Below are 18,063 nucleotides of genomic sequence, written 5' to 3'. Positions count from 1 at the left end.
GGCCATGAACATCATCAATGCATTATCCCGTCGTGGTTTTCTCAAGGGCAGTGCCGTGCTGGGCGGTGGACTGGTGGTCGCGTTTGCCATGCCCGGTGCGCACCGTTTCGCCATGGGCGCGGAGAACCAGGGCAACGTGTTTGCGCCCAACGCCTTCCTGCGCATTGGCAACGACAACAGTGTCACCGTGTTGCTCGGCCACTCGGAAATGGGCCAGGGCATCTGGACCGGCCTGACCATGCTGATCGCTGAAGAACTGGACGCCGACTGGACGAAAATCCGCGTCGAGCATTCCCCGGCCTCGGCCGCCGACTACGGCCTGCCAGGCTTTGGCGGGATGCAAATCACCGGCGGCTCGACGTCCACCTGGATGGAGTTCGACCGCTATCGCCAGGCCGGCGCGGCGGCGCGCTTGATGTTGATCGACGCGGCGGCCAAGCGTTTCAGTGTCGCGCCATCCGAGATTCATACCGAATCGGGGGTGGTTATTGCCGGTGAACACCGTGCCACCTATGGCGAATTGGCCGATGACGCCGGGCAGTTGCCACGGCCAGATCCGGCTTCGATCAAGCTCAAGGACGCGAAAGACTGGTGGCTGATCGGCAAGCCCACCAAGCGTCTGGACACACCGGAAAAAATCACTGGCCGTGCGAAATTCGGCATGGACGTGCAGTTTGACGGGCTGATGACTGCGATGGTCGCCCGCTCACCCACCTTCGGCGGCAGCGTCAAATCCTTTGAGGGCGCCGAAGCGCTGGCGATTCCGGGGGTGCACAAAGTGGTGCAAGTACCGACGGGTATTGCGGTGATTGCCGATCATTTCTGGGCGGCGAAGCTGGGGCGCGATGCGCTGAAAATCGAGTGGGATCCGGGACCGAACGCCGGGCTCAATAGCCAGGCGCTGCTGGAAAGCTTCCGCAAACTCGCCACCACCTCAGGCACCAACGCCGGTCAGGCGGGGGATACCCAGGCTGCGCTGGCGAAAGCGACCAGGAGGATCGACGTTGAATACAGTGTGCCGTATCTGGCCCACGCGCCGATGGAGCCGCTGAACTGCACGGTGAGCATTACCCAGGACAAATGCGAAATCTGGACCGGCACCCAGTTCCAGACCCTGGACCAGATAGTCGCCGGGAAAATCACCGGTCTCAAACCGGAACAGGTGGTGATCCATACCGAGTTTCTCGGCGGCGGCTTCGGGCGCCGGGCCAATCCGACGTCGGATTTCGTCAGTGAAGCGGTGTATGTCGCCAAGGCCGCCGGTGCGCCGGTGAAAACCGTGTGGGCGCGGGAGGACGACATCCGGGGCGGCTATTACCGCTCGGCGTTCCTGCACCATGCGCTTATCGGGGTGGGCGCCGACGGTCTGCCACTGGCCTGGAAACATGTGATGGTCGGACAGTCGATCATGGCCGGGACCTCGCTTGAAGCGACCATGGTCAAGGACGGCATCGACAAGACCTCCGTCGAAGGCGTGGCCGACAGCCCTTACTTCGAAGGACTGGCCAATCACCAGATCGAACTGCACTCCCCGCAAACCGGCATCAGCGTGTTGTGGCTGCGTTCGGTGGGGCACACCCATACCGCGTTTGTCATGGAGTCGCTGATCGATGAGCTGGCCACGGCGGCCGGCAAGGATCCGGTGGAATATCGGCGCACCTTGCTCAAGGACCATCCGCGCCACCTCGGTGTGCTGAACCTCGCGGTGGAGAAGGCCAACTGGACGGCGCCACTGCCGGACGGCCACGCCCTGGGTGTGGCGGTGCATGAGTCGTTCGGCAGCTACGTGGCCCAGGTGGCCGAGGTGTCCCAGGACAACCTCGCCATCCGCGTGCACCGGGTGGTCTGTGCGGTGGACTGCGGTATTGCGGTCAATCCGCAGAGCATCGCCGCGCAGATGGAGTCGTGCATTACCTTTGGCCTGAGCTTCGCCTTGCACAGCAAGCTGACGCTCAAGGACGGGCAGGTGGTGCAGTCCAACTATCACGACTATCAGGTGCTGCGGCTCAACGAAATGCCTGTGGTCGAAGTGCATATCGTGCCCAGCAGCGACAAACCCGGGGGTATCGGCGAGGCCGGTGTGCCACCCATGGCGCCGGCGGTGGCCAACGCGGTGTTTGCCTTGACCGGGCAGCGCCTGCGGGAGCTGCCCTTGCAGCTGTCGGGGGTGTGAGATGAAACGACATCACTGGTTGCTTGGGACGGTGATCCTGATCGTTCTCGTCGCCTACGCCTCCCACGTGTTCGCCGATGACCGAGAGGCCTTGCAGGCGTTCGATACTGTGCAGAAGGTCTTCCAGAGCCCCCGTTGCCAGAACTGCCACATTCCCGGGGAATCGCCGCTGCAATTCGATGCCGGCGTTCCCCATGCCATGAATGTCGTGCGGGGCATGGACGGCAAGGGCTCGGCCGGGTTGCCTTGTGCCACATGTCATGCCGAAAGCAATCCACCGGCCAGTTACGGACCTCACGCGCCACCGGGTGCGCCGCACTGGAGTTTGCCTGCGGCCGCGCACCGCATGGCCTGGATCGGCCTGCCCGCCGACCGGCTGTGCGCGATGATCAAGGATCGCTCCAGCAACGGCGATCGGGATTTTGCCGCGCTGATCAAGCACGTCAGCGACGACAAGCTGGTGCTGTGGGGCTGGAACCCCGGCGGCAATCGCGCGCCGGTGCCGGTTCCTCACGATATTTTCGTCACCCGGTTCAAGCGCTGGGCCGATGCGGGAGGACCGTGTCCGGTGGCGGGTAGCTGACCAGCGGCACGCTTACAGGGAGTCAATGTGGGTATGGGCGACTCTAACGTACATACCCGCCAAGGGAGTGAACGATGTTGATCTCAGGCAAAACAGGCAAATCGGGCCGACCAGCAAACCCGCTGCTCACGCCACAGCAAGAGCGTGAACGCTTGCGCGAACTGGCTCGCCAGGCAGAACAAGAACTGGCAGGGGTGCAGATGGCGAGCATGGACGAGTTGACGCTGCTGTCCAATCGCCATGGTTTCATCGCTCTGGCCCAACTCGGGCTGGACGTCTGTCGACAGCTGGAGACCCCGGCGACGCTGCTGTACTTCAGCCTCGATGAATTCAAGCTCATCTGCTATCTGTATGGCCGGGACAAAGGTGACGACGCACTCAGGACGTTCGCCGATGTCCTGCGGATCGGCTTTCGTGAAAACGATGTGGTCGGCCGACTCGACGGCGACCGGTTCGTGGCGCTGCTGACCGGGTCCAGCGCCGTGGAGATTGCGGCGATCAAGGCACGGCTCGCTGAGATGCTCGATGAGCGCAACGCCACGGCGCATCGCAGCTATGACATTCGGTTCAGCGTTACCCAGTGTCGAATATGACCCCATTGTTCATGACTCAATCGAGGAACTGCTTGAGGAGGCCGAGCGGGTGATGAGCCGTTAGGGCGGTGTTGTATTAGCGGGCCTCTTCGCGAGCAGGCTCGCTCCCACACAGGCCAGTATTGTTCACTCAATCCCTGTGGGAGCGGGCTTGCCCGCGAAGAGGCCCGAACAGGCACCACAACTTTCACTTGGCAAACAACTGCCCAATGTCCTTGAACGCCTTGAACTCCAGCGCATTCCCGCAAGGATCAAACAGAAACATCGTCGCCTGTTCGCCCACCAGCCCCTGAAAACGAATCCCCGGTTCGATCACGAAGCGGGTCCCCAGTGACTTCAACCGCTCGGCCAGCACCTCCCACTCGGCCATCCCGAGCACCACGCCAAAATGCGGCACCGGTACATCGTGACCATCCACGGCATTGGTGTGCGCGGCTTCTTGCGCGGGGTTTTTCGGTGCCAGGTGAATCACCAGTTGATGGCCGAAAAAATTGAAATCCACCCAATGCTCGCTTGAACGACCTTCTTCCAGGCCAAACACTGAACCATAGAATTGTCGGGCGGCCGCCAAGTCGTAGACCGGGATGGCCAAGTGAAAAGGGGACAGTTGCATCAGGCTTACCTCGGTGTGGCTGGGAATGTGTCGAGTTTAGTCCTGTGATTCTTGATTGAAAGACGATAATTTTTGCATCGAGCTCAAATTATTTCGATCAATCGAGGTCGCCATGCTGCGAGAACTGAAAACCTTTATCGCCGTGGCGCGTTACGGAACCTTCGCCGCCGCCGGCATGCACATCGGCCTGGCACAGTCGGCGGTGAGCGCGCAGATTCGCAATCTGGAACAGGCTCTTGGCATCCGTCTGTTCGACCGCACCGGCCGCCAGGCGCTGCTCAATGCGGCGGGGCAGCGAGCGTTGCCGATGGCCAGGGAAATGCTCGAGACCTTCAGCCGCATGGCCGTCAGTGACGATGTCAGCGAGTACCGTGGCGAACTGAAAGTCGGCGCAGTGGCCACCGCCCAGACCGGGCTCCTGCCCCAGGTGATCCGCTGCAACTGCTCGCCGAGCACCCTCATGTGCGCTACGACCGCAATTCATTCGGCGGGCGGCTGGTGACGCGGTTTCTGCGGGAGCGGCAGATCGAGGTAAAGGTGGCGCTGGAACTGGATGAACTGGAGGCCATCGTGAAAATGGTCGAGTGTGGCTTGGGGGTTTCCCTGTTGCCGGAGGCCGGGTTGTGGCTTGAGCATGGGGCGAAGGTCAGGGTGATCCGATTGGGCGAGCTGACCTTCTTTCGAGAGATTGTCTTGTTGCAGCGTTACAGCCAGCGTAATCAGCCGATTCAGCGGTTGTTTGCGAACTGCTTGCTCTGAAGGTTAAAAGATCGCAGCCTTCGGCAGCTCCTACACAGATCTCTGTAGGAGCTGCCGAAGGCTGCGATCTTTTGATTGTGGTGCCCATAAAAAACCCGCCAAAACAGGCGGGTTTTTTATGGGCTGACCGAAGATTACTCTTCGATGCTGCCCATGGCCGTGGTGTTGAAACCACCGTCCACGTACATGATTTCACCGCTGATGCCGGACGCCAGGTCCGAGCACAGGAAGGCGCCGGCGTTGCCGACTTCTTCGATGGTGACGTTGCGGCGCAGTGGGGTTTGCGCTTCGTTGGCGGCCAGCATCTTGCGGAAGTTCTTGATGCCGGAAGCGGCGAGGGTGCGGATCGGACCTGCCGATACGCAGTTGACGCGAGTACCGTCCGGGCCCAGGGAGCCGGCCAGGTAGCGTACGCCAGCTTCCAGGGAAGCCTTGGCCATGCCCATGACGTTGTAGTTCGGCATGGTGCGCTCGGCGCCCAGGTACGACAGGGTCAGCAGGCTGCCGTTGCGGCCTTTCATCATTTCGCGGCCGGCCTTGGCCAGGGCCACGAAGCTGTAGGCGCTGATGTCGTGAGCGATGCGGAAACCTTCGCGGGTGGTGGCTTCGGTGAAGTCGCCGTCCAGTTGGTCGCCCGGGGCGAAGCCGACGGAGTGCACGATGCAGTCCAGGCCGTCCCACTTCTTGCTCAGTGCTTCGAAGACCTTGGCGATTTCTTCATCGCTGGCCACGTCGCACGGGAAGCACAGCTCAGGGTTCGAACCCCAGCCTTGTGCGAACTCTTCGACACGACCCTTGAGTTTGTCGTTCTGATAAGTGAAGGCAAGCTCAGCGCCCTCGCGATGCATGGCGGCAGCGATGCCGGATGCGATGGACAGCTTGCTGGCGACACCGACGATCAGTACGCGCTTACCGGCGAGAAAACCCATGTGTTGCTCCTCTTTCAGGTTATTGCGCAGTGGCCGGAGCCAAAAAAGCGGCTTCCAGCAACTGCTGTGTATACGGATGTTGGGGGGCGGCAAAAATGCTTTGCGCGTCTCCCTGTTCGACCACTTGGCCATGCTTGACCACCATCAACTGGTGGCTCAGCGCTTTCACCACAGCCAGGTCATGGCTGATAAACAGATACGTCAGGTTGTACTTGCTTTGCAGTGAACGCAAAAGCTCCACTACCTGGCGTTGTACCGTGCGGTCGAGGGCCGAAGTCGGCTCGTCCAGCAAAATCAACGCCGGTTTTAACACCAATGCCCGGGCAATGGCGATTCTCTGCCGTTGCCCGCCGGAAAATTCGTGGGGGTAGCGGTGCCGGGTTTCCGGATCCAGACCTACCTCCTTGAGTGCCGCAATAATCGCTTGTTCCTGTTGCGCCTCGGTGCCCATCTTGTGGATCCGCAGGCCCTCGCCAACGATCTGGCTCACGCACATCCGCGGGCTCAGGCTGCCGAACGGGTCCTGAAACACCACTTGCATCTCCCGCCGCAGCGGCCGTACCTGTTGCTGCGTCAGGCAGTCTAGCGGCTGGCCTTCAAAGCGGATGGCGCCTTTGCTGGCGATCAACCGCAAAATCGCCAGGCCCAGGGTCGATTTGCCGGAACCGCTTTCTCCCACGATCCCCAGGGTCTGGCCCTGGGGCAGGCTGAAATTGATGCCGTCGACCGCCTTGACGTAATCCACCGTGCGCTTGAACAGGCCTTTCTTGATCGGAAACCAGACTTTCAGGTCTTCGACCGCCAGCAAGGGCGGGCCGATCACGTTGCTTGCAGGCTTGCCGTCGGGCTCCGCTGCCAGCAGTTCCCGAGTGTACGGATGCTGCGGCGCGCGGAACAGTTCTTCGCACGATGCCTGTTCGACGATGCAACCTTGCTGCATGACACATACGCGATGCGCAATTCTTCGCACAAGGTTCAAATCATGGCTGATCAGTAGCAGCGCCATGCCCAAACGGGCCTGCAATTGCTTGAGCAATTCGAGGATTTTCAGCTGGACGGTCACGTCCAGCGCGGTGGTCGGCTCGTCGGCAATCAGCAGTTCCGGCTCGTTGGCCAGGGCCATGGCGATCATCACCCGTTGGCGCTGGCCGCCGGACAATTCGTGGGGCAGGGCCTTGAGGCGCTTGTGCGGCTCGGGGATGCCGACCATCTCCAGCAGTTCCAGGGTGCGCTTGGTCGCGACCTTGCCGGTCAGGCCCTTGTGGATGCCCAGCACCTCGTTGATCTGCTTCTCGATCGAGTGCAGCGGGTTGAGCGAGGTCATCGGCTCCTGGAAGATCATCGCAATCCGGTTGCCGCGAATGTGGCGGATGGTTTTTTCTTTCAGGTCCAGCAGGTTCTGCCCGGAATATTCGATGGTGCCGGACGGATGCCGGGCGAGCGGGTAGGGCAGCAGGCGCAGGATCGAGTGTGCGGTGACCGACTTGCCGGAACCGCTCTCGCCGACCAGGGCCAGGGTTTCGCCGCGCTTGATGTCGAAGCTGACGCCTTCTACCGCCCGTTGGCAGCGATTGCCGACGACGAATTCGACGGACAGGTCGCGCACTTCGATCAGATTGTCCTGATTCATTTCACTTCCTCGGGTCGAAGGCATCGCGAGCGGACTCGCCGATGAACACCAGCAGACTCAACATCAAGGCCAGCACAGCAAAGGCGCTGATACCCAGCCACGGCGCCTGCAGGTTGGATTTGCCCTGGGCCACCAGTTCACCCAAAGACGGGCTGCCCGCCGGCAAACCGAAGCCAAGGAAGTCCAGGGCGGTCAGTGTACCGATGGCGCCGGTGAGGATGAACGGCATGAAGGTCATGGTCGAGACCATCGCGTTGGGCAAAATGTGGCGGAACATGATCGCGCCGTTTTGCATGCCCAGGGCGCGGGCGGCGCGCACGTATTCCAGGTTGCGCCCGCGCAGGAACTCGGCGCGCACCACGTCCACCAGGCTCATCCACGAGAACAGCAGCATGATCCCCAGCAACCACCAGAAGTTGGGCTGCACGAAACTGGCAAGGATGATCAGCAGGTACAGCACCGGTAGTCCGGACCAGATCTCCAGGAAGCGCTGTCCGGCCAGGTCCACCCAGCCCCCGTAGAAGCCCTGCAAGGCGCCGGCGATCACGCCGATGATCGAGCTGAACACGGTCAGGGTCAGGGCGAACAGCACCGAAATGCGGAAGCCGTAGATCACCCGGGCCAACACGTCGCGGCCCTGATCGTCGGTGCCCAGCAGATTGTCCGCCGAGGGCGGGGCCGGGGCCGGGACTTTCAGGTCGTAGTTGATGCTCTGGTAGCTGTAGGGGATCGGCGCCCACAGCACCCAGGCGTCCTTGGCCTTGAGCAGTTCGCGGATGTACGGGCTCTTGTAATTGGCCTCCAGCGGAAATTCGCCGCCGAAGGTGGTTTCCGGGTAGCGCTTGAGCGCCGGGAAGTACCAGTTGTTGTCGTAGTGCACCACCAGCGGCTTGTCGTTGGCGATCAACTCGGCGCCCAGGCTGGCGCCGAACAGGACCAGGAACAGCCACAGCGACCACCAGCCACGCTTGTTGGCCTTGAACAGTTCGAAGCGTCGGCGATTGAGAGGGGACAGGTTCATCTCAATGCTCCCGGCTTTCGAAGTCGATGCGCGGATCGACAAAGGTGTAGGTGAGGTCGCCGATCAGTTTTACCACCAGCCCGAGCAGGGTGAAGATGAACAGCGTGCCGAACACCACCGGGTAATCGCGGTTGATCGCTGCCTCGAAACTCATCAGGCCGAGGCCGTCGAGGGAGAAGATCACCTCCACCAGCAACGAGCCGGTGAAAAATATGCCGATGAAGGCCGAGGGAAATCCGGCGATCACCAGCAGCATGGCATTGCGGAACACGTGGCCGTACAGCACGCGGTGGTTGGTCAGGCCTTTGGCCCGGGCGGTAATCACGTACTGCTTGTTGATTTCGTCGAGGAAGCTGTTCTTGGTCAGCAGGGTCATGGTCGCGAAGTTGCCGATCACCAGCGCGGTCACCGGCAGCGCCAGGTGCCAGAAGTAATCGAGGATCTTGCCGCCCATGCTCAGTTCATCGAAGTTGTTCGAGGTCAGCCCGCGCAAGGGGAACCAGTCCAGATAACTGCCACCGGCGAATACCACGATCAAAAGGATGGCGAACAGGAACGCCGGGATCGCGTAGCCGACGATGATCGCCGAACTGGTCCAGACGTCGAAGTGGCTGCCGTGTCGCGTGGCCTTGGCGATCCCCAGCGGGATCGACACCAGGTACATGATCAGCGTGCTCCACAGCCCGAGAGAGATCGACACCGGCATCTTTTCCTTGATCAGGTCGATGACCTTGGCGTCGCGGAAGAAGCTGTCGCCGAAATCCAGGGACGCATAGTTCTTGACCATGATCCACAAGCGTTCCGGCGCCGATTTGTCGAAGCCGTACATGTGCTCGATTTCCTTGATCAGCGCCGGGTCCAGGCCTTGGGCGCCGCGATAGGCCGAGCCTGCCACCGAGACTTCGGCACCCCCGCCGGCGATGCGGCTGGTGGCGCCTTCGAAGCCTTCGAGCTTGGCGATCATCTGCTCCACCGGCCCGCCCGGGGCGGCCTGGATGATCACGAAGTTGATCAGCAAAATGCCGAACAGGGTCGGAATGATCAGCAACAGTCGCCGAAAAATGTACGCCAGCATCTGATTACTCCGTGCCCGCAGGATCGGCCTGCAGTGTGGTTTCGACTTCTATTGCCGGCTTGATATCGGGCTTGACCCACCAGGTGGCCGTGCCGATGTCGTACTTGGGCGAGACCTTGGGATGGCCGATGTGGTTCCAGTACGCCACGCGCCAGGTCTTGATGTGCCAGTTGGGTATTACGTAATAGCCCCATTGCAGCACCCGGTCCAGCGCACGGGCGTGGGCCACCAGGCTGTTGCGCGAATCGGCGTTGATCAGTTGCTCGACCAGTTGATCGACCACCGGATCCTTCAGGCCCATGGAGTTGCGGCTGCCGGGCTTGTCGGCGGCGTCCGACATCCAGAATTCCCGCTGTTCGTTACCCGGCGAATTGGACTGCGGGAAGCTGCCGACGATCATGTCGAAGTCCCGGGAACGCACGCGGTTGATGTACTGCGAGACGTCGACCCGGCGGATCACCAGGTCGATGCCCAGGTCGCTCAGGTTACGCTTGAACGGCAGCAGCACCCGTTCGAATTCGGTCTGGGCCAACAGGAACTCGATGACCACGGGCTTGCCGGTGGCGTCGACCATCTTGTCATCGACGATGCGCCAGCCGGCCTCCTGCAACAGTTGATAGGCTTGCCGTTGCTGGGCGCGGATCATGCCGCTGCCGTCGGTGGTCGGGTTCTGGAACGCTTCGTTGAACACTTGCGGCGCCAGCTTGGCGCGCAACGGTTCGAGGATCGCCAGTTGATCGGCGTCAGGCAGTCCGGTGGCGGCCATTTCCGAGTTCTCGAAGTAACTGCGGGTGCGCGCGTAGGCACCGTTGAACAGTTGCTTGTTGGTCCATTCGAAATCCAGCAACAGTGACAGGGCCTGGCGCACACGCACATCCTGGAACACCGGGCGGCGCATGTTGAACACGAAGCCTTGCATGCCGGTGGGATTGCCGTTGGGAATCTGTTCCTTGACCAGTCGTCCTTCAGTGACCGCCGCAACGTTGTAGGCATTGGCCCAGTTCTTCGCGGTCATTTCCAGCCAGTAGTCGAACTGTCCGGCCTTGAGTGCTTCCAGGGCCACGGTGTTGTCGCGGTAGTAATCGGTGGTCATCACGTCGAAGTTGTAGAAGCCCCGATTGACCGGCAGGTCCTTGCCCCAGTAGTCCTTGACCCGTTCGTAACGCACCGAGCGTCCGGCCTTCACTTCGCTGACCTTGTACGGGCCGCTGCCCAGCGGAATTTCCAGATTGCCCTTGTTGAAGTCGCGGTCGGCCCACCAGTGCTTGGGCAGCACCGGCAACTGGCCGAGGATCAGCGGCAGCTCGCGGTTGTTGGTGTGCTTGAACTTGAACAGTACGGTCAGCGGGTCTTCGGCGACCACTTCGGCCACGTCGTTGTAGTAGCCGCGGTACATCGGCGCGCCGTCCTTGGTCAGCATCTGGAAGCTGAACACCACGTCTTCGGCGCGAATCGGATGGCCGTCATGGAAGCGTGCCTCCGGGCGCAGGTAGAAGCGCACCCAGGCGTTGTCCGGAGCTTTCTCGATCAGGCGGGCGATCAAGCCGTACTCGGTAAACGGCTCGTCCAGGCCTTGTTTGGCCAGGGTGTCGTAGATGTTGCCGATATCGTCCGCGGGCACGCCTTTGCTGATGAAAGGGTTGAGACTGTCGAAGCCACCGAAACCGGCTTGACGGAAAATCCCGCCCTTGGGCGCGTCCGGATTCACGTAGTCGAAGTGTTTGAAATCGGCCGGGTATTTCGGCGGCTCGTTGTACAGGGTCACGGCATGTTGCGGGGCTGCGCAGGCCAGCCCGGCGAACAGCAGGCCGCTGGCCTGCAGGAGCAGGGCACGGATGGGTCTCATTGATCTTTCTCCGAAGATTTCAGCCACCACGCGTTCAGACCCAGGGTGTAGGGCGGCGTGGTGACGAAGGCGAGCCGATTGCGGTACGCCAGACGGTGATAATTGAGGTACCAGTTGGGAACGATGTAGTGCTGCCACAGCAGCACGCGGTCGAGGGCCTTGCCGGCGGCGACTTGCTCATCGCGGGTCCGGGCGGCCAGCAACTGCTCGAGCAAGTGGTCGACCACCGGGTTGGATATGCCGGCGAAGTTCTTGCTGCCCTTGACCCCGGCCTGGCTGGAGTGAAAGTACTGCCATTGTTCCAGGCCGGGGCTGAGCGTCTGGTTGAGGGTCATCAGAATCATGTCGAAATCGAACTGGTCGAGGCGCTGCTTGTATTGCGCACGGTCGACTGTGCGCAGCCGCGCATCGATACCGATACTGGCCAGGGTCTCGACGTAAGGCTGGAGGATGCGTTCCAGGTTCGGGTTGACCAGCAGCAGCTCCAGTCGCAACGGCTGTCCTGCGGCGTTTTGCAGATGCTGGCCATTGAGCTTCCAGCCGGCTTCGGCGAGCAAACCTAGGGCCTTGCGCAAGGTCTCCCGGGGGATGCTGCGGCCGTCGGTCTGCGGCAGGCTGAACGGTTCGGTAAAGAGCCTGGCCGGCAGTTGCTCGCGATAGGGCTTGAGTAACAGCCATTCATGCCCGACCGGCAAACCGCTGGCCGAGAACTCGCTATTGGGGTAGTAGCTCATGGCGCGTTGGTAGGCGCCGCCGAACAGCGTGCGGTTGGTCCACTCAAAGTTGAACATCAGCCCCAGGGCTTCGCGGACCTTGGCGTCCGAGAAAGCCGGACGGCGACTGTTCATGAACAAGCCTTGGGTCTGGGTCGGGATCTGATGGGGAATCTGTGCCTTGATCACCTCGCCGCGGCGTATGGCGGGGAAGTTGTAGCCGCTGCCCCAGTTCTTCGCCTGATGCTCGATATAGATATCGAATTCACCGGCCTTGAATGCCTCGAACGCGACGTCGCTGTCGCGGTAGAACTCGACCTCCATGCGGTCGAAGTTGTACTTGCCGCGATTGACCGGCAGGTCCTTGCCCCAGTAATCCTTCACCCGTTCAAAGGCGATCTGCCGCCCTGGCGTGACCGAGGTGATGCGATACGGCCCGCTGCCCAGCGGCGGCTCGAAGGTGGTGGCCTTGAAATCGCGGCCTTTCCAGTAATGCTGCGCCAGCACTGGCATTTCACCCAGGCGCAGGATCAGCAGCGGATTGCCGGCACGCTTGAACACGAAACGGATGCGCCGGGGGTTGAGGATGTCGACCCGCGACACTTCCTGAAGGCTGGTGCGGTACAGCGGATGGCCCTCCTTGAGCAGCACGCGATAGGAGAACGCGACGTCGTAGGCGGTGATCGGCGTGCCATCATGGAAGCGTGCTTCGGGACGCAGGTTGAACACCACCCAACTGCGGTTCTCGTTGTACTCCACCGACTGGGCGATCAGGCCATAGCTGGACGCGGGCTCGTCGCCCGACGGCGCGTATTGCCCGGTGCCGACCATCAGCGGCTCGTTGAGTTCGTTGATGCCGTATTGCAGGAAACTCGGTGTGGTGACCGGGCTGGTGCCCTTGAAGGTGTAGGGGTTGAGTGTATCGAAGGTGCCGAACGCCATGACCCGCAACGTACCGCCCTTGGGCGCTTGCGGGTTGACCCAGTCGAAGTGGGTAAATCGGGCCGGGTACTTGAGCGTGCCGAACTGCGCATAACCATGGCTTTCGCTGATCGTCGCGCTTGCGGTGGAGCTCAAGGCCAGGCTGATCAGGAAGAGGAGGGGACGCTTCAAATAGGGGATCCGATCCAGGCGGCTTGGGCTTTGTGGACCGTACAGTAACAGCTTGTATGGACAGGAAAAAGACAGGGGCTTAATGCGCAGTATTGGCCAAGCAACAATCCCCACAGGTTTTTGTGCTGCCCACAAAACTGTGAAGGTATGAAAAAGCCCCTGGATTGAGGGGCTGTTTTTTTAATGCGGATTGGCCACCGTCAACATCTGACCAGGCTTGAGCGCCTGGCCGACACGCGGGTTCCAGCGCTTGAGGTGCTGCATCTCAACGTTGAAGCGCTTGGCCACGATGTACAACGAGTCGCCTTGCTGGACCTTGTACTTGGTCTGCTGCTTCTTGGTATTGGCTGCAACCACGGTGTTGACGCGCCCGGAGTTGCGCTTGCTGGTGTCCTGCATGACCAGGGTCTGGCCGGGCTTGAGGTTCTTGCCGGTCAGTTTGTTCCAGCGTTGCAGGTCCTTCACGTCGACGTTGTTGGCCTTGGCGATGGAACCCAGGTTGTCACCCCGCTTGACCCGGTAGGAACGCTTGACGCTGGCGACCTGGGGAGCGTCGGCGCCTTCGAAGACCGGCTTGAGCGATTTCTTGCTGATCAGTTCTTCAGGGCGCATGGTCTGCAGGCTGCTGGTCAGCAGTTGCGCCTTGGAGGTCGGGACCAGCAGGTGTTGCGGGCCGTCGATGGTGGTGCGTTGCTTGAAGGCCGGGTTGAGCTGGAACAGTTCGTCTTCGTCGATGTTGGCAACTTCAGCAACCTTGGACAGGTCCATGCGCTGGTTGATTTCGACGACCTTGAAATAAGGTTCGTTGGCGATCGGGTTGAGGTTCACGCCATAGGCATCCGGCGCCATCACCACCTGCGACAGTGCCAGCAACTTGGGCACGTAGGCCTGGGTTTCGGCGGGCAGCGGCAGGTTCCAGTAGTCGGTTGGCAGGCCGAGGCGCTCGTTGCGCTCGATGGCCCGGCTGACGGTGCCTTCGCCGGCGTTGTAGGCCGCCAGGGCAAGCATCCAGTCGCCGTTGAACATGTCGTGCAGGCGGGTCAGGTAATCCAGCGCTGCGGTGGTCGACGCGGTGATATCGCGACGACCATCATAGAAACGGGTTTGACGCAGGTTGAAGTAACGCCCGGTGGATGGGATGAACTGCCAAAGACCCACCGCGTTGGCCCGGGAATAGGCCATCGGGTTGTAGGCACTTTCAATCACTGGCAGCAGGGCCAGTTCCAGCGGCATGTTGCGTTCTTCAAGGCGCTCGACGATGTAGTGAATGTAGAGGCTGCCACGCTCGCCAGCGTTTTCGAGGAAAGATGGATTGCTGGCGAACCACAGGCGCTGTTGCTCGATGCGCGGGTTGACGCCCAGTCCGTCCTGCAGCTGGAAGCCCTGGCGCATGCGCTCCCAGACGTCCTGGGGAATTTGCGGGCTGGGTTTTTCGCTGAGCCAGATCGGCTTCTGCTTGGCGCGCGCGGCGATGTTCTGCGCGTGCGCCGCATCGGTCTGCGGCGCATGGCTGGAACAGCCCGCCAGGGTGGCGGACACAGCCACCGCTATGGCTTGAGCCAAGCGGGTCAATGCGTCTGAACTGATGGCTTTGCGAATAGGTGACGACATTGGCTGGAAGTAAGTTCCGGGCAAAAATGTCGGGCGATTCTAGAAAGCGCACCCTGTGCGGTCAACCTTTCAGAATTGTTGCAATCTCGAGAAGCCCCTTTAGAACCTGTCTTTCCACGCTCGAAGCGCAGCAAAAACCATATCGGGCGCCGAGTTATCGGTGCCGGTCCGTTCGTCCGCTTTTTCTTTAACGGATGTTTCGCCAGAGCGCAAAAACGGGTTTGTGAGCTTTTCCAGTGCCAGTGTCGAGGGCAGCGTCATGATCCCTGATTCCCGTTGGCGGGTGACTTTGGCCAGGCGCTCGGCGGTGTCCGGGTTGTTCGGTTCGACGGCCGCTGCAAACTTCAGGTTGCCGAGGGTGTATTCGTGGGTGCAGTAGACCAGCGTGTCGTCAGGCAAGCCGGCAAGGCGTGTCAGCGAGCTGTACATTTGCTGTGGCGTGCCTTCGAACAAGCGTCCGCAGCCGGCGGCAAACAGTGTGTCGCCGCAGAACAGCAAGCCGTGATGGTAATAGGCGATGTGCCCCAGGGTGTGACCAGGGACCGCGAGGACGTCGAAGTCCCAGCCGAGCACGCTGACCTTGTCGTTGTCCTTGAGTGCAACGTCCCGCGCCGGGATCGTTTCGCTGGCCGGACCATAGACTTTCGCGTCCGTCGCTTTTTTCAGCTGTTCGACGCCGCCGACGTGGTCATGATGGTGATGAGTGATCAAAATATCACTCAGTACCCAGCCCGGATTGGCCGCGAGCCAGGCTTGCACGGGGGCGGCATCACCCGGGTCGACGACCGCGCAGCGCTTGCTGCCGTGGTCTTGTAACAACCAGATGTAGTTGTCGGTGAAGGCGGGCAGGGCAGTGATCTGTATCATCGTCGGATTCGCCAAGCGGAAAACATTGGCGCATCTTAGAACTTCCTGGCGCGTTGGAGAATGCAATGACTGATAAAGCGTTCGCACAAGCCGATCCTGACTGGCTGGCGTTGATCAGCGCGGCCCGCGAGTGGCTGGCCGGTCCCCTCGGGCAATTTCTGCTGGACGAAGAGCGGCGCATGCTCGAAGACGAGCTCGGGCGGTTCTTTGGTGGCTATCTGGTGCATTACGGTCCCTCGGCCCAGACCCCGCCGTCGGCCCCGCAGGTGCAGCGCAATGTGCGCCTTGGCGCGCCGTTGCCGGGGGTCGAGATCGTTTGTGAGGAACAGGCCTGGCCATTGAGCGAGCATGCCGCCGATGTGGTGGTGCTGCAACATGGCCTGGATTTCTGCCTGTCGCCCCACGGCCTGCTGCGCGAGGCGGCCAGCAGCGTACGCCCTGGCGGGCATTTGCTGATCATTGGCATCAATCCCTGGAGCAGTTGGGGGCTGCGGCATGTGTTTGCCCAGGATGCGCTGCGCAAGGCGCGCTGCATTTCGCCGTCACGGGTCGCGGACTGGCTTAACCTGCTGGGCTTCGCACTGGAGAAACGCCGCTTCGGGTGCTATCGTCCGCCGCTTGCGTCGCCGGCGTGGCAGACCCGTCTGGCCGGTTGGGAGCGCAAGGCCGGTGACTGGCAACTGTCGGGCGGCGGCTTCTATTTATTGGTGGCGCGCAAGATCGTGGTGGGCCTGCGACCTGTCCGCCAGGAGCGGCGCGAACCGATGGGCAAGCTGATCCCGTTGCCGATGGCCAAGGTCAACCGGCGCAACATCGAACCGTAATACACACTTTTCATTTGCAGCCGGGCCTGTCCCGGCTTCGGGCGTCGTCGATCAGCGATCGGCGGGCCAGCGCATTTTCCTGGATAGATTGGCATGAGCGATAGCGTAGAACTGTTCACCGACGGCGCCTGCAAAGGCAACCCGGGCCCTGGCGGCTGGGGCGCACTGCTGGTATGCAAGGGCGTCGAAAAGGAACTCTGGGGCGGCGAAGCCAACACCACCAACAACCGCATGGAACTGATGGGCGCGATTCGTGGCCTGGAAGAGCTCAAGCGTCCCTGCGAGGTGCTGCTGGTGACCGACTCCCAGTACGTGATGAAAGGCATCAACGAGTGGATGGACAACTGGAAGAAGCGCGGCTGGAAAACCGCGGCGAAGGAACCGGTGAAAAACGCTGACCTGTGGAAGCTGCTCGACGAGCAGGTCAACCGCCACAAGGTCACCTGGAAATGGGTGCGCGGACACATTGGCCATCACGGTAACGAACGGGCCGACCAGTTGGCCAACCGTGGCGTGGATGAAGTGCGTGGGTACAAGCAGGGCTGATCAACCTCATGTAGGAGCTGCCGAAGGCTCGGGCCGCGATCGGACGATCTTTTGATCTTGATCTTTTTTAGGCCGCAGAAAATCAAAAGCCAGCTCAAAAGATCGCAGCCTGCGGCAGCTCCTACAGGGACCGTGTTAACATCGCCGCTTTTGCACGATTGACCGATTGAGAGCTGAGCACTGATGGCCACCAGATCCGTTGTACTCGACACCGAAACCACCGGCATGCCGGTGACCGACGGCCACCGGATTATCGAAATCGGTTGTGTCGAGTTGATCGGCCGACGCCTGACGGGCCGGCACTTTCACGTGTACCTGCAACCGGATCGCGAAAGTGACGAAGGCGCCATCGGCGTCCACGGCATCACCAACGAATTCCTCGTGGGCAAGCCGCGTTTTGCCGAGGTGGCCGAAGAGTTCTTCGAGTTCATCAAGGGCGCGCAGCTGATCATCCATAACGCGGCGTTCGACGTTGGCTTCATCAACAACGAATTCGCTCTGATGGGCCAGCAGGACCGCGCGGACATCACGCAGCACTGCTCGATCCTCGACACCCTGATGATGGCCCGGGAACGTCACCCGGGGCAGCGCAACAGCCTCGATGCCCTGTGCAAGCGCTATGGCGTCGACAACTCCGGCCGTGAACTGCACGGCGCCTTGCTCGACTCCGAGATTCTCGCCGACGTCTACCTGACCATGACCGGGGGGCAGACCAGTCTGTCCCTGGCCGGCAACGCCTCCGATGGCAATGGCTCCGGTGAAGGGGCGGACAACTCGGCTACCGAGATTCGCCGTTTGCCGGCGAACCGCCAGCCGACGCGCATCATCCGCGCCAGCGAAGACGACCTGGCCCGCCACGCGGCCCGCCTGGAAGTCATCGGCAAATCCGCGGGTGCCCCGGCGTTGTGGGTGCAACTGGCCGAGGCTGAAGCGCAGGCGTAATCCCACATTTTCAAACGCGCACTCTTTGTGGCGAGGGAGCTTGCTCCCGCTCGGCGGCGAAGCCGACGTGAAACCTGCATGCAAAGTATGTCTGAAAGTACGCCGGGGGCCGCTTCGCGACCCAGCGGGAGCAAGCTCCCTCGCCACAGGGAAGCTCTCCGTTGCCACAGAATGGTGCGAGCGGTGACCGAACATGGGCATCACACTCGCCACATTCTCTGCAAC

At 61.4% G+C, this 18,063-nt stretch carries 14 protein-coding genes and 2 pseudogenes; 7 read left to right on the top strand and 9 right to left on the bottom strand.

Annotated features, from left to right (window positions below; all coding sequences use genetic code 11):
- Positions 1-4 precede the first annotated feature (4 nt).
- From AB4O40_RS04300 to AB4O40_RS04290, 3 genes and pseudogenes are all read left to right on the top strand, one after another.
- Positions 5-2,173 carry a xanthine dehydrogenase family protein molybdopterin-binding subunit gene (locus AB4O40_RS04300; RefSeq protein WP_409078788.1) on the top strand — a complete coding sequence of 723 codons (2,169 nt, stop codon included), beginning with the start codon at positions 5-7 and terminating at the stop codon, positions 2,171-2,173.
- A gap of 1 nt (position 2,174) precedes the next feature.
- Entirely contained in the window at positions 2,175-2,756 is a 582-nt protein-coding gene (locus AB4O40_RS04295) for a hypothetical protein (RefSeq protein WP_414915100.1), read from the top strand.
- Between the two features lie 74 nt (positions 2,757-2,830).
- Positions 2,831-3,413 (top strand): annotated as a pseudogene (locus tag AB4O40_RS04290) (GGDEF domain-containing protein).
- A gap of 123 nt (positions 3,414-3,536) precedes the next feature.
- Here AB4O40_RS04290 and AB4O40_RS04285 read toward each other — a convergent pair.
- Positions 3,537-3,962: a VOC family protein gene (locus AB4O40_RS04285; RefSeq protein WP_056727659.1), complete on the bottom strand. Its 426-nt coding sequence runs from the start codon at positions 3,960-3,962 to the stop codon at positions 3,537-3,539.
- 112 nt (positions 3,963-4,074) lie between these two features.
- On the opposite strand from AB4O40_RS04285, the pseudogene AB4O40_RS04280 reads away from it, so the two are divergent.
- Positions 4,075-4,721: pseudogene (locus tag AB4O40_RS04280) on the top strand (LysR family transcriptional regulator).
- A gap of 134 nt (positions 4,722-4,855) precedes the next feature.
- On the opposite strand, the gene fabI reads toward AB4O40_RS04280, so the two are convergent.
- The 8 genes from fabI to gloB all read right to left on the bottom strand — a co-directional run bounded on the left by fabI (position 4,856) and on the right by gloB (position 15,526).
- Entirely contained in the window at positions 4,856-5,650 is a 795-nt protein-coding gene (fabI, locus tag AB4O40_RS04275) for an enoyl-ACP reductase FabI (protein WP_056727657.1), read from the bottom strand.
- Between the two features lie 19 nt (positions 5,651-5,669).
- A complete protein-coding gene (locus AB4O40_RS04270) occupies positions 5,670-7,280 on the bottom strand; it encodes an ABC transporter ATP-binding protein (RefSeq protein ID WP_056727655.1) in 1,611 nt (536 codons plus the stop codon).
- Between the two features lies 1 nt (position 7,281).
- Positions 7,282-8,301: an ABC transporter permease gene (locus AB4O40_RS04265; RefSeq protein WP_056727653.1), complete on the bottom strand. Its 1,020-nt coding sequence runs from the start codon at positions 8,299-8,301 to the stop codon at positions 7,282-7,284.
- A 1-nt stretch (position 8,302) separates the two neighbouring features.
- The gene (locus AB4O40_RS04260; protein WP_007979116.1) at positions 8,303-9,376 is read right to left on the bottom strand and encodes a microcin C ABC transporter permease YejB; all 1,074 of its coding nucleotides are present in this window, start codon (positions 9,374-9,376) and stop codon (positions 8,303-8,305) included.
- A 4-nt stretch (positions 9,377-9,380) separates the two neighbouring features.
- On the bottom strand, positions 9,381-11,222 hold the full coding sequence (locus AB4O40_RS04255; protein ID WP_056727651.1) for an extracellular solute-binding protein: 1,842 nt from the start codon (positions 11,220-11,222) through the stop codon (positions 9,381-9,383).
- Complete coding sequence (locus tag AB4O40_RS04250) at positions 11,219-13,048, bottom strand: extracellular solute-binding protein (protein WP_056727649.1); 1,830 nt, start codon at positions 13,046-13,048, stop codon at positions 11,219-11,221. Before AB4O40_RS04250 ends, AB4O40_RS04255 begins: the two co-directional genes overlap by 4 nt.
- Positions 13,049-13,228: 180 nt before the next feature.
- Positions 13,229-14,659, bottom strand: a complete 1,431-nt coding sequence (locus AB4O40_RS04245; protein WP_056727647.1) for a transglycosylase SLT domain-containing protein — start codon at positions 14,657-14,659, stop codon at positions 13,229-13,231.
- Positions 14,660-14,758: 99 nt separating this feature from the next.
- Entirely contained in the window at positions 14,759-15,526 is a 768-nt protein-coding gene (gene gloB, locus AB4O40_RS04240; RefSeq protein WP_460058180.1) for a hydroxyacylglutathione hydrolase, read from the bottom strand.
- Positions 15,527-15,591: 65 nt separating this feature from the next.
- Here gloB and AB4O40_RS04235 point away from each other — a divergent pair, with 65 nt between their 5' ends.
- The 3 genes from AB4O40_RS04235 (at position 15,592) to dnaQ (ending at position 17,838) form a co-directional block, all read left to right on the top strand.
- Entirely contained in the window at positions 15,592-16,350 is a 759-nt protein-coding gene (locus AB4O40_RS04235; protein ID WP_007988453.1) for a class I SAM-dependent methyltransferase, read from the top strand.
- A 93-nt stretch (positions 16,351-16,443) separates the two neighbouring features.
- On the top strand, positions 16,444-16,896 hold the full coding sequence (rnhA, locus tag AB4O40_RS04230; protein ID WP_007979123.1) for a ribonuclease HI: 453 nt from the start codon (positions 16,444-16,446) through the stop codon (positions 16,894-16,896).
- 183 nt (positions 16,897-17,079) lie between these two features.
- The gene (gene dnaQ, locus AB4O40_RS04225; RefSeq protein WP_056727644.1) at positions 17,080-17,838 is read left to right on the top strand and encodes a DNA polymerase III subunit epsilon; all 759 of its coding nucleotides are present in this window, start codon (positions 17,080-17,082) and stop codon (positions 17,836-17,838) included.
- Positions 17,839-18,063 lie beyond the last annotated feature (225 nt).

It is taken from the genome of Pseudomonas sp. S2_F07 (assembly GCF_054668325.1).
Note: the sequence above shows the minus strand (reverse complement) of the source record. Positions and strands in the feature narration are given on the sequence as shown.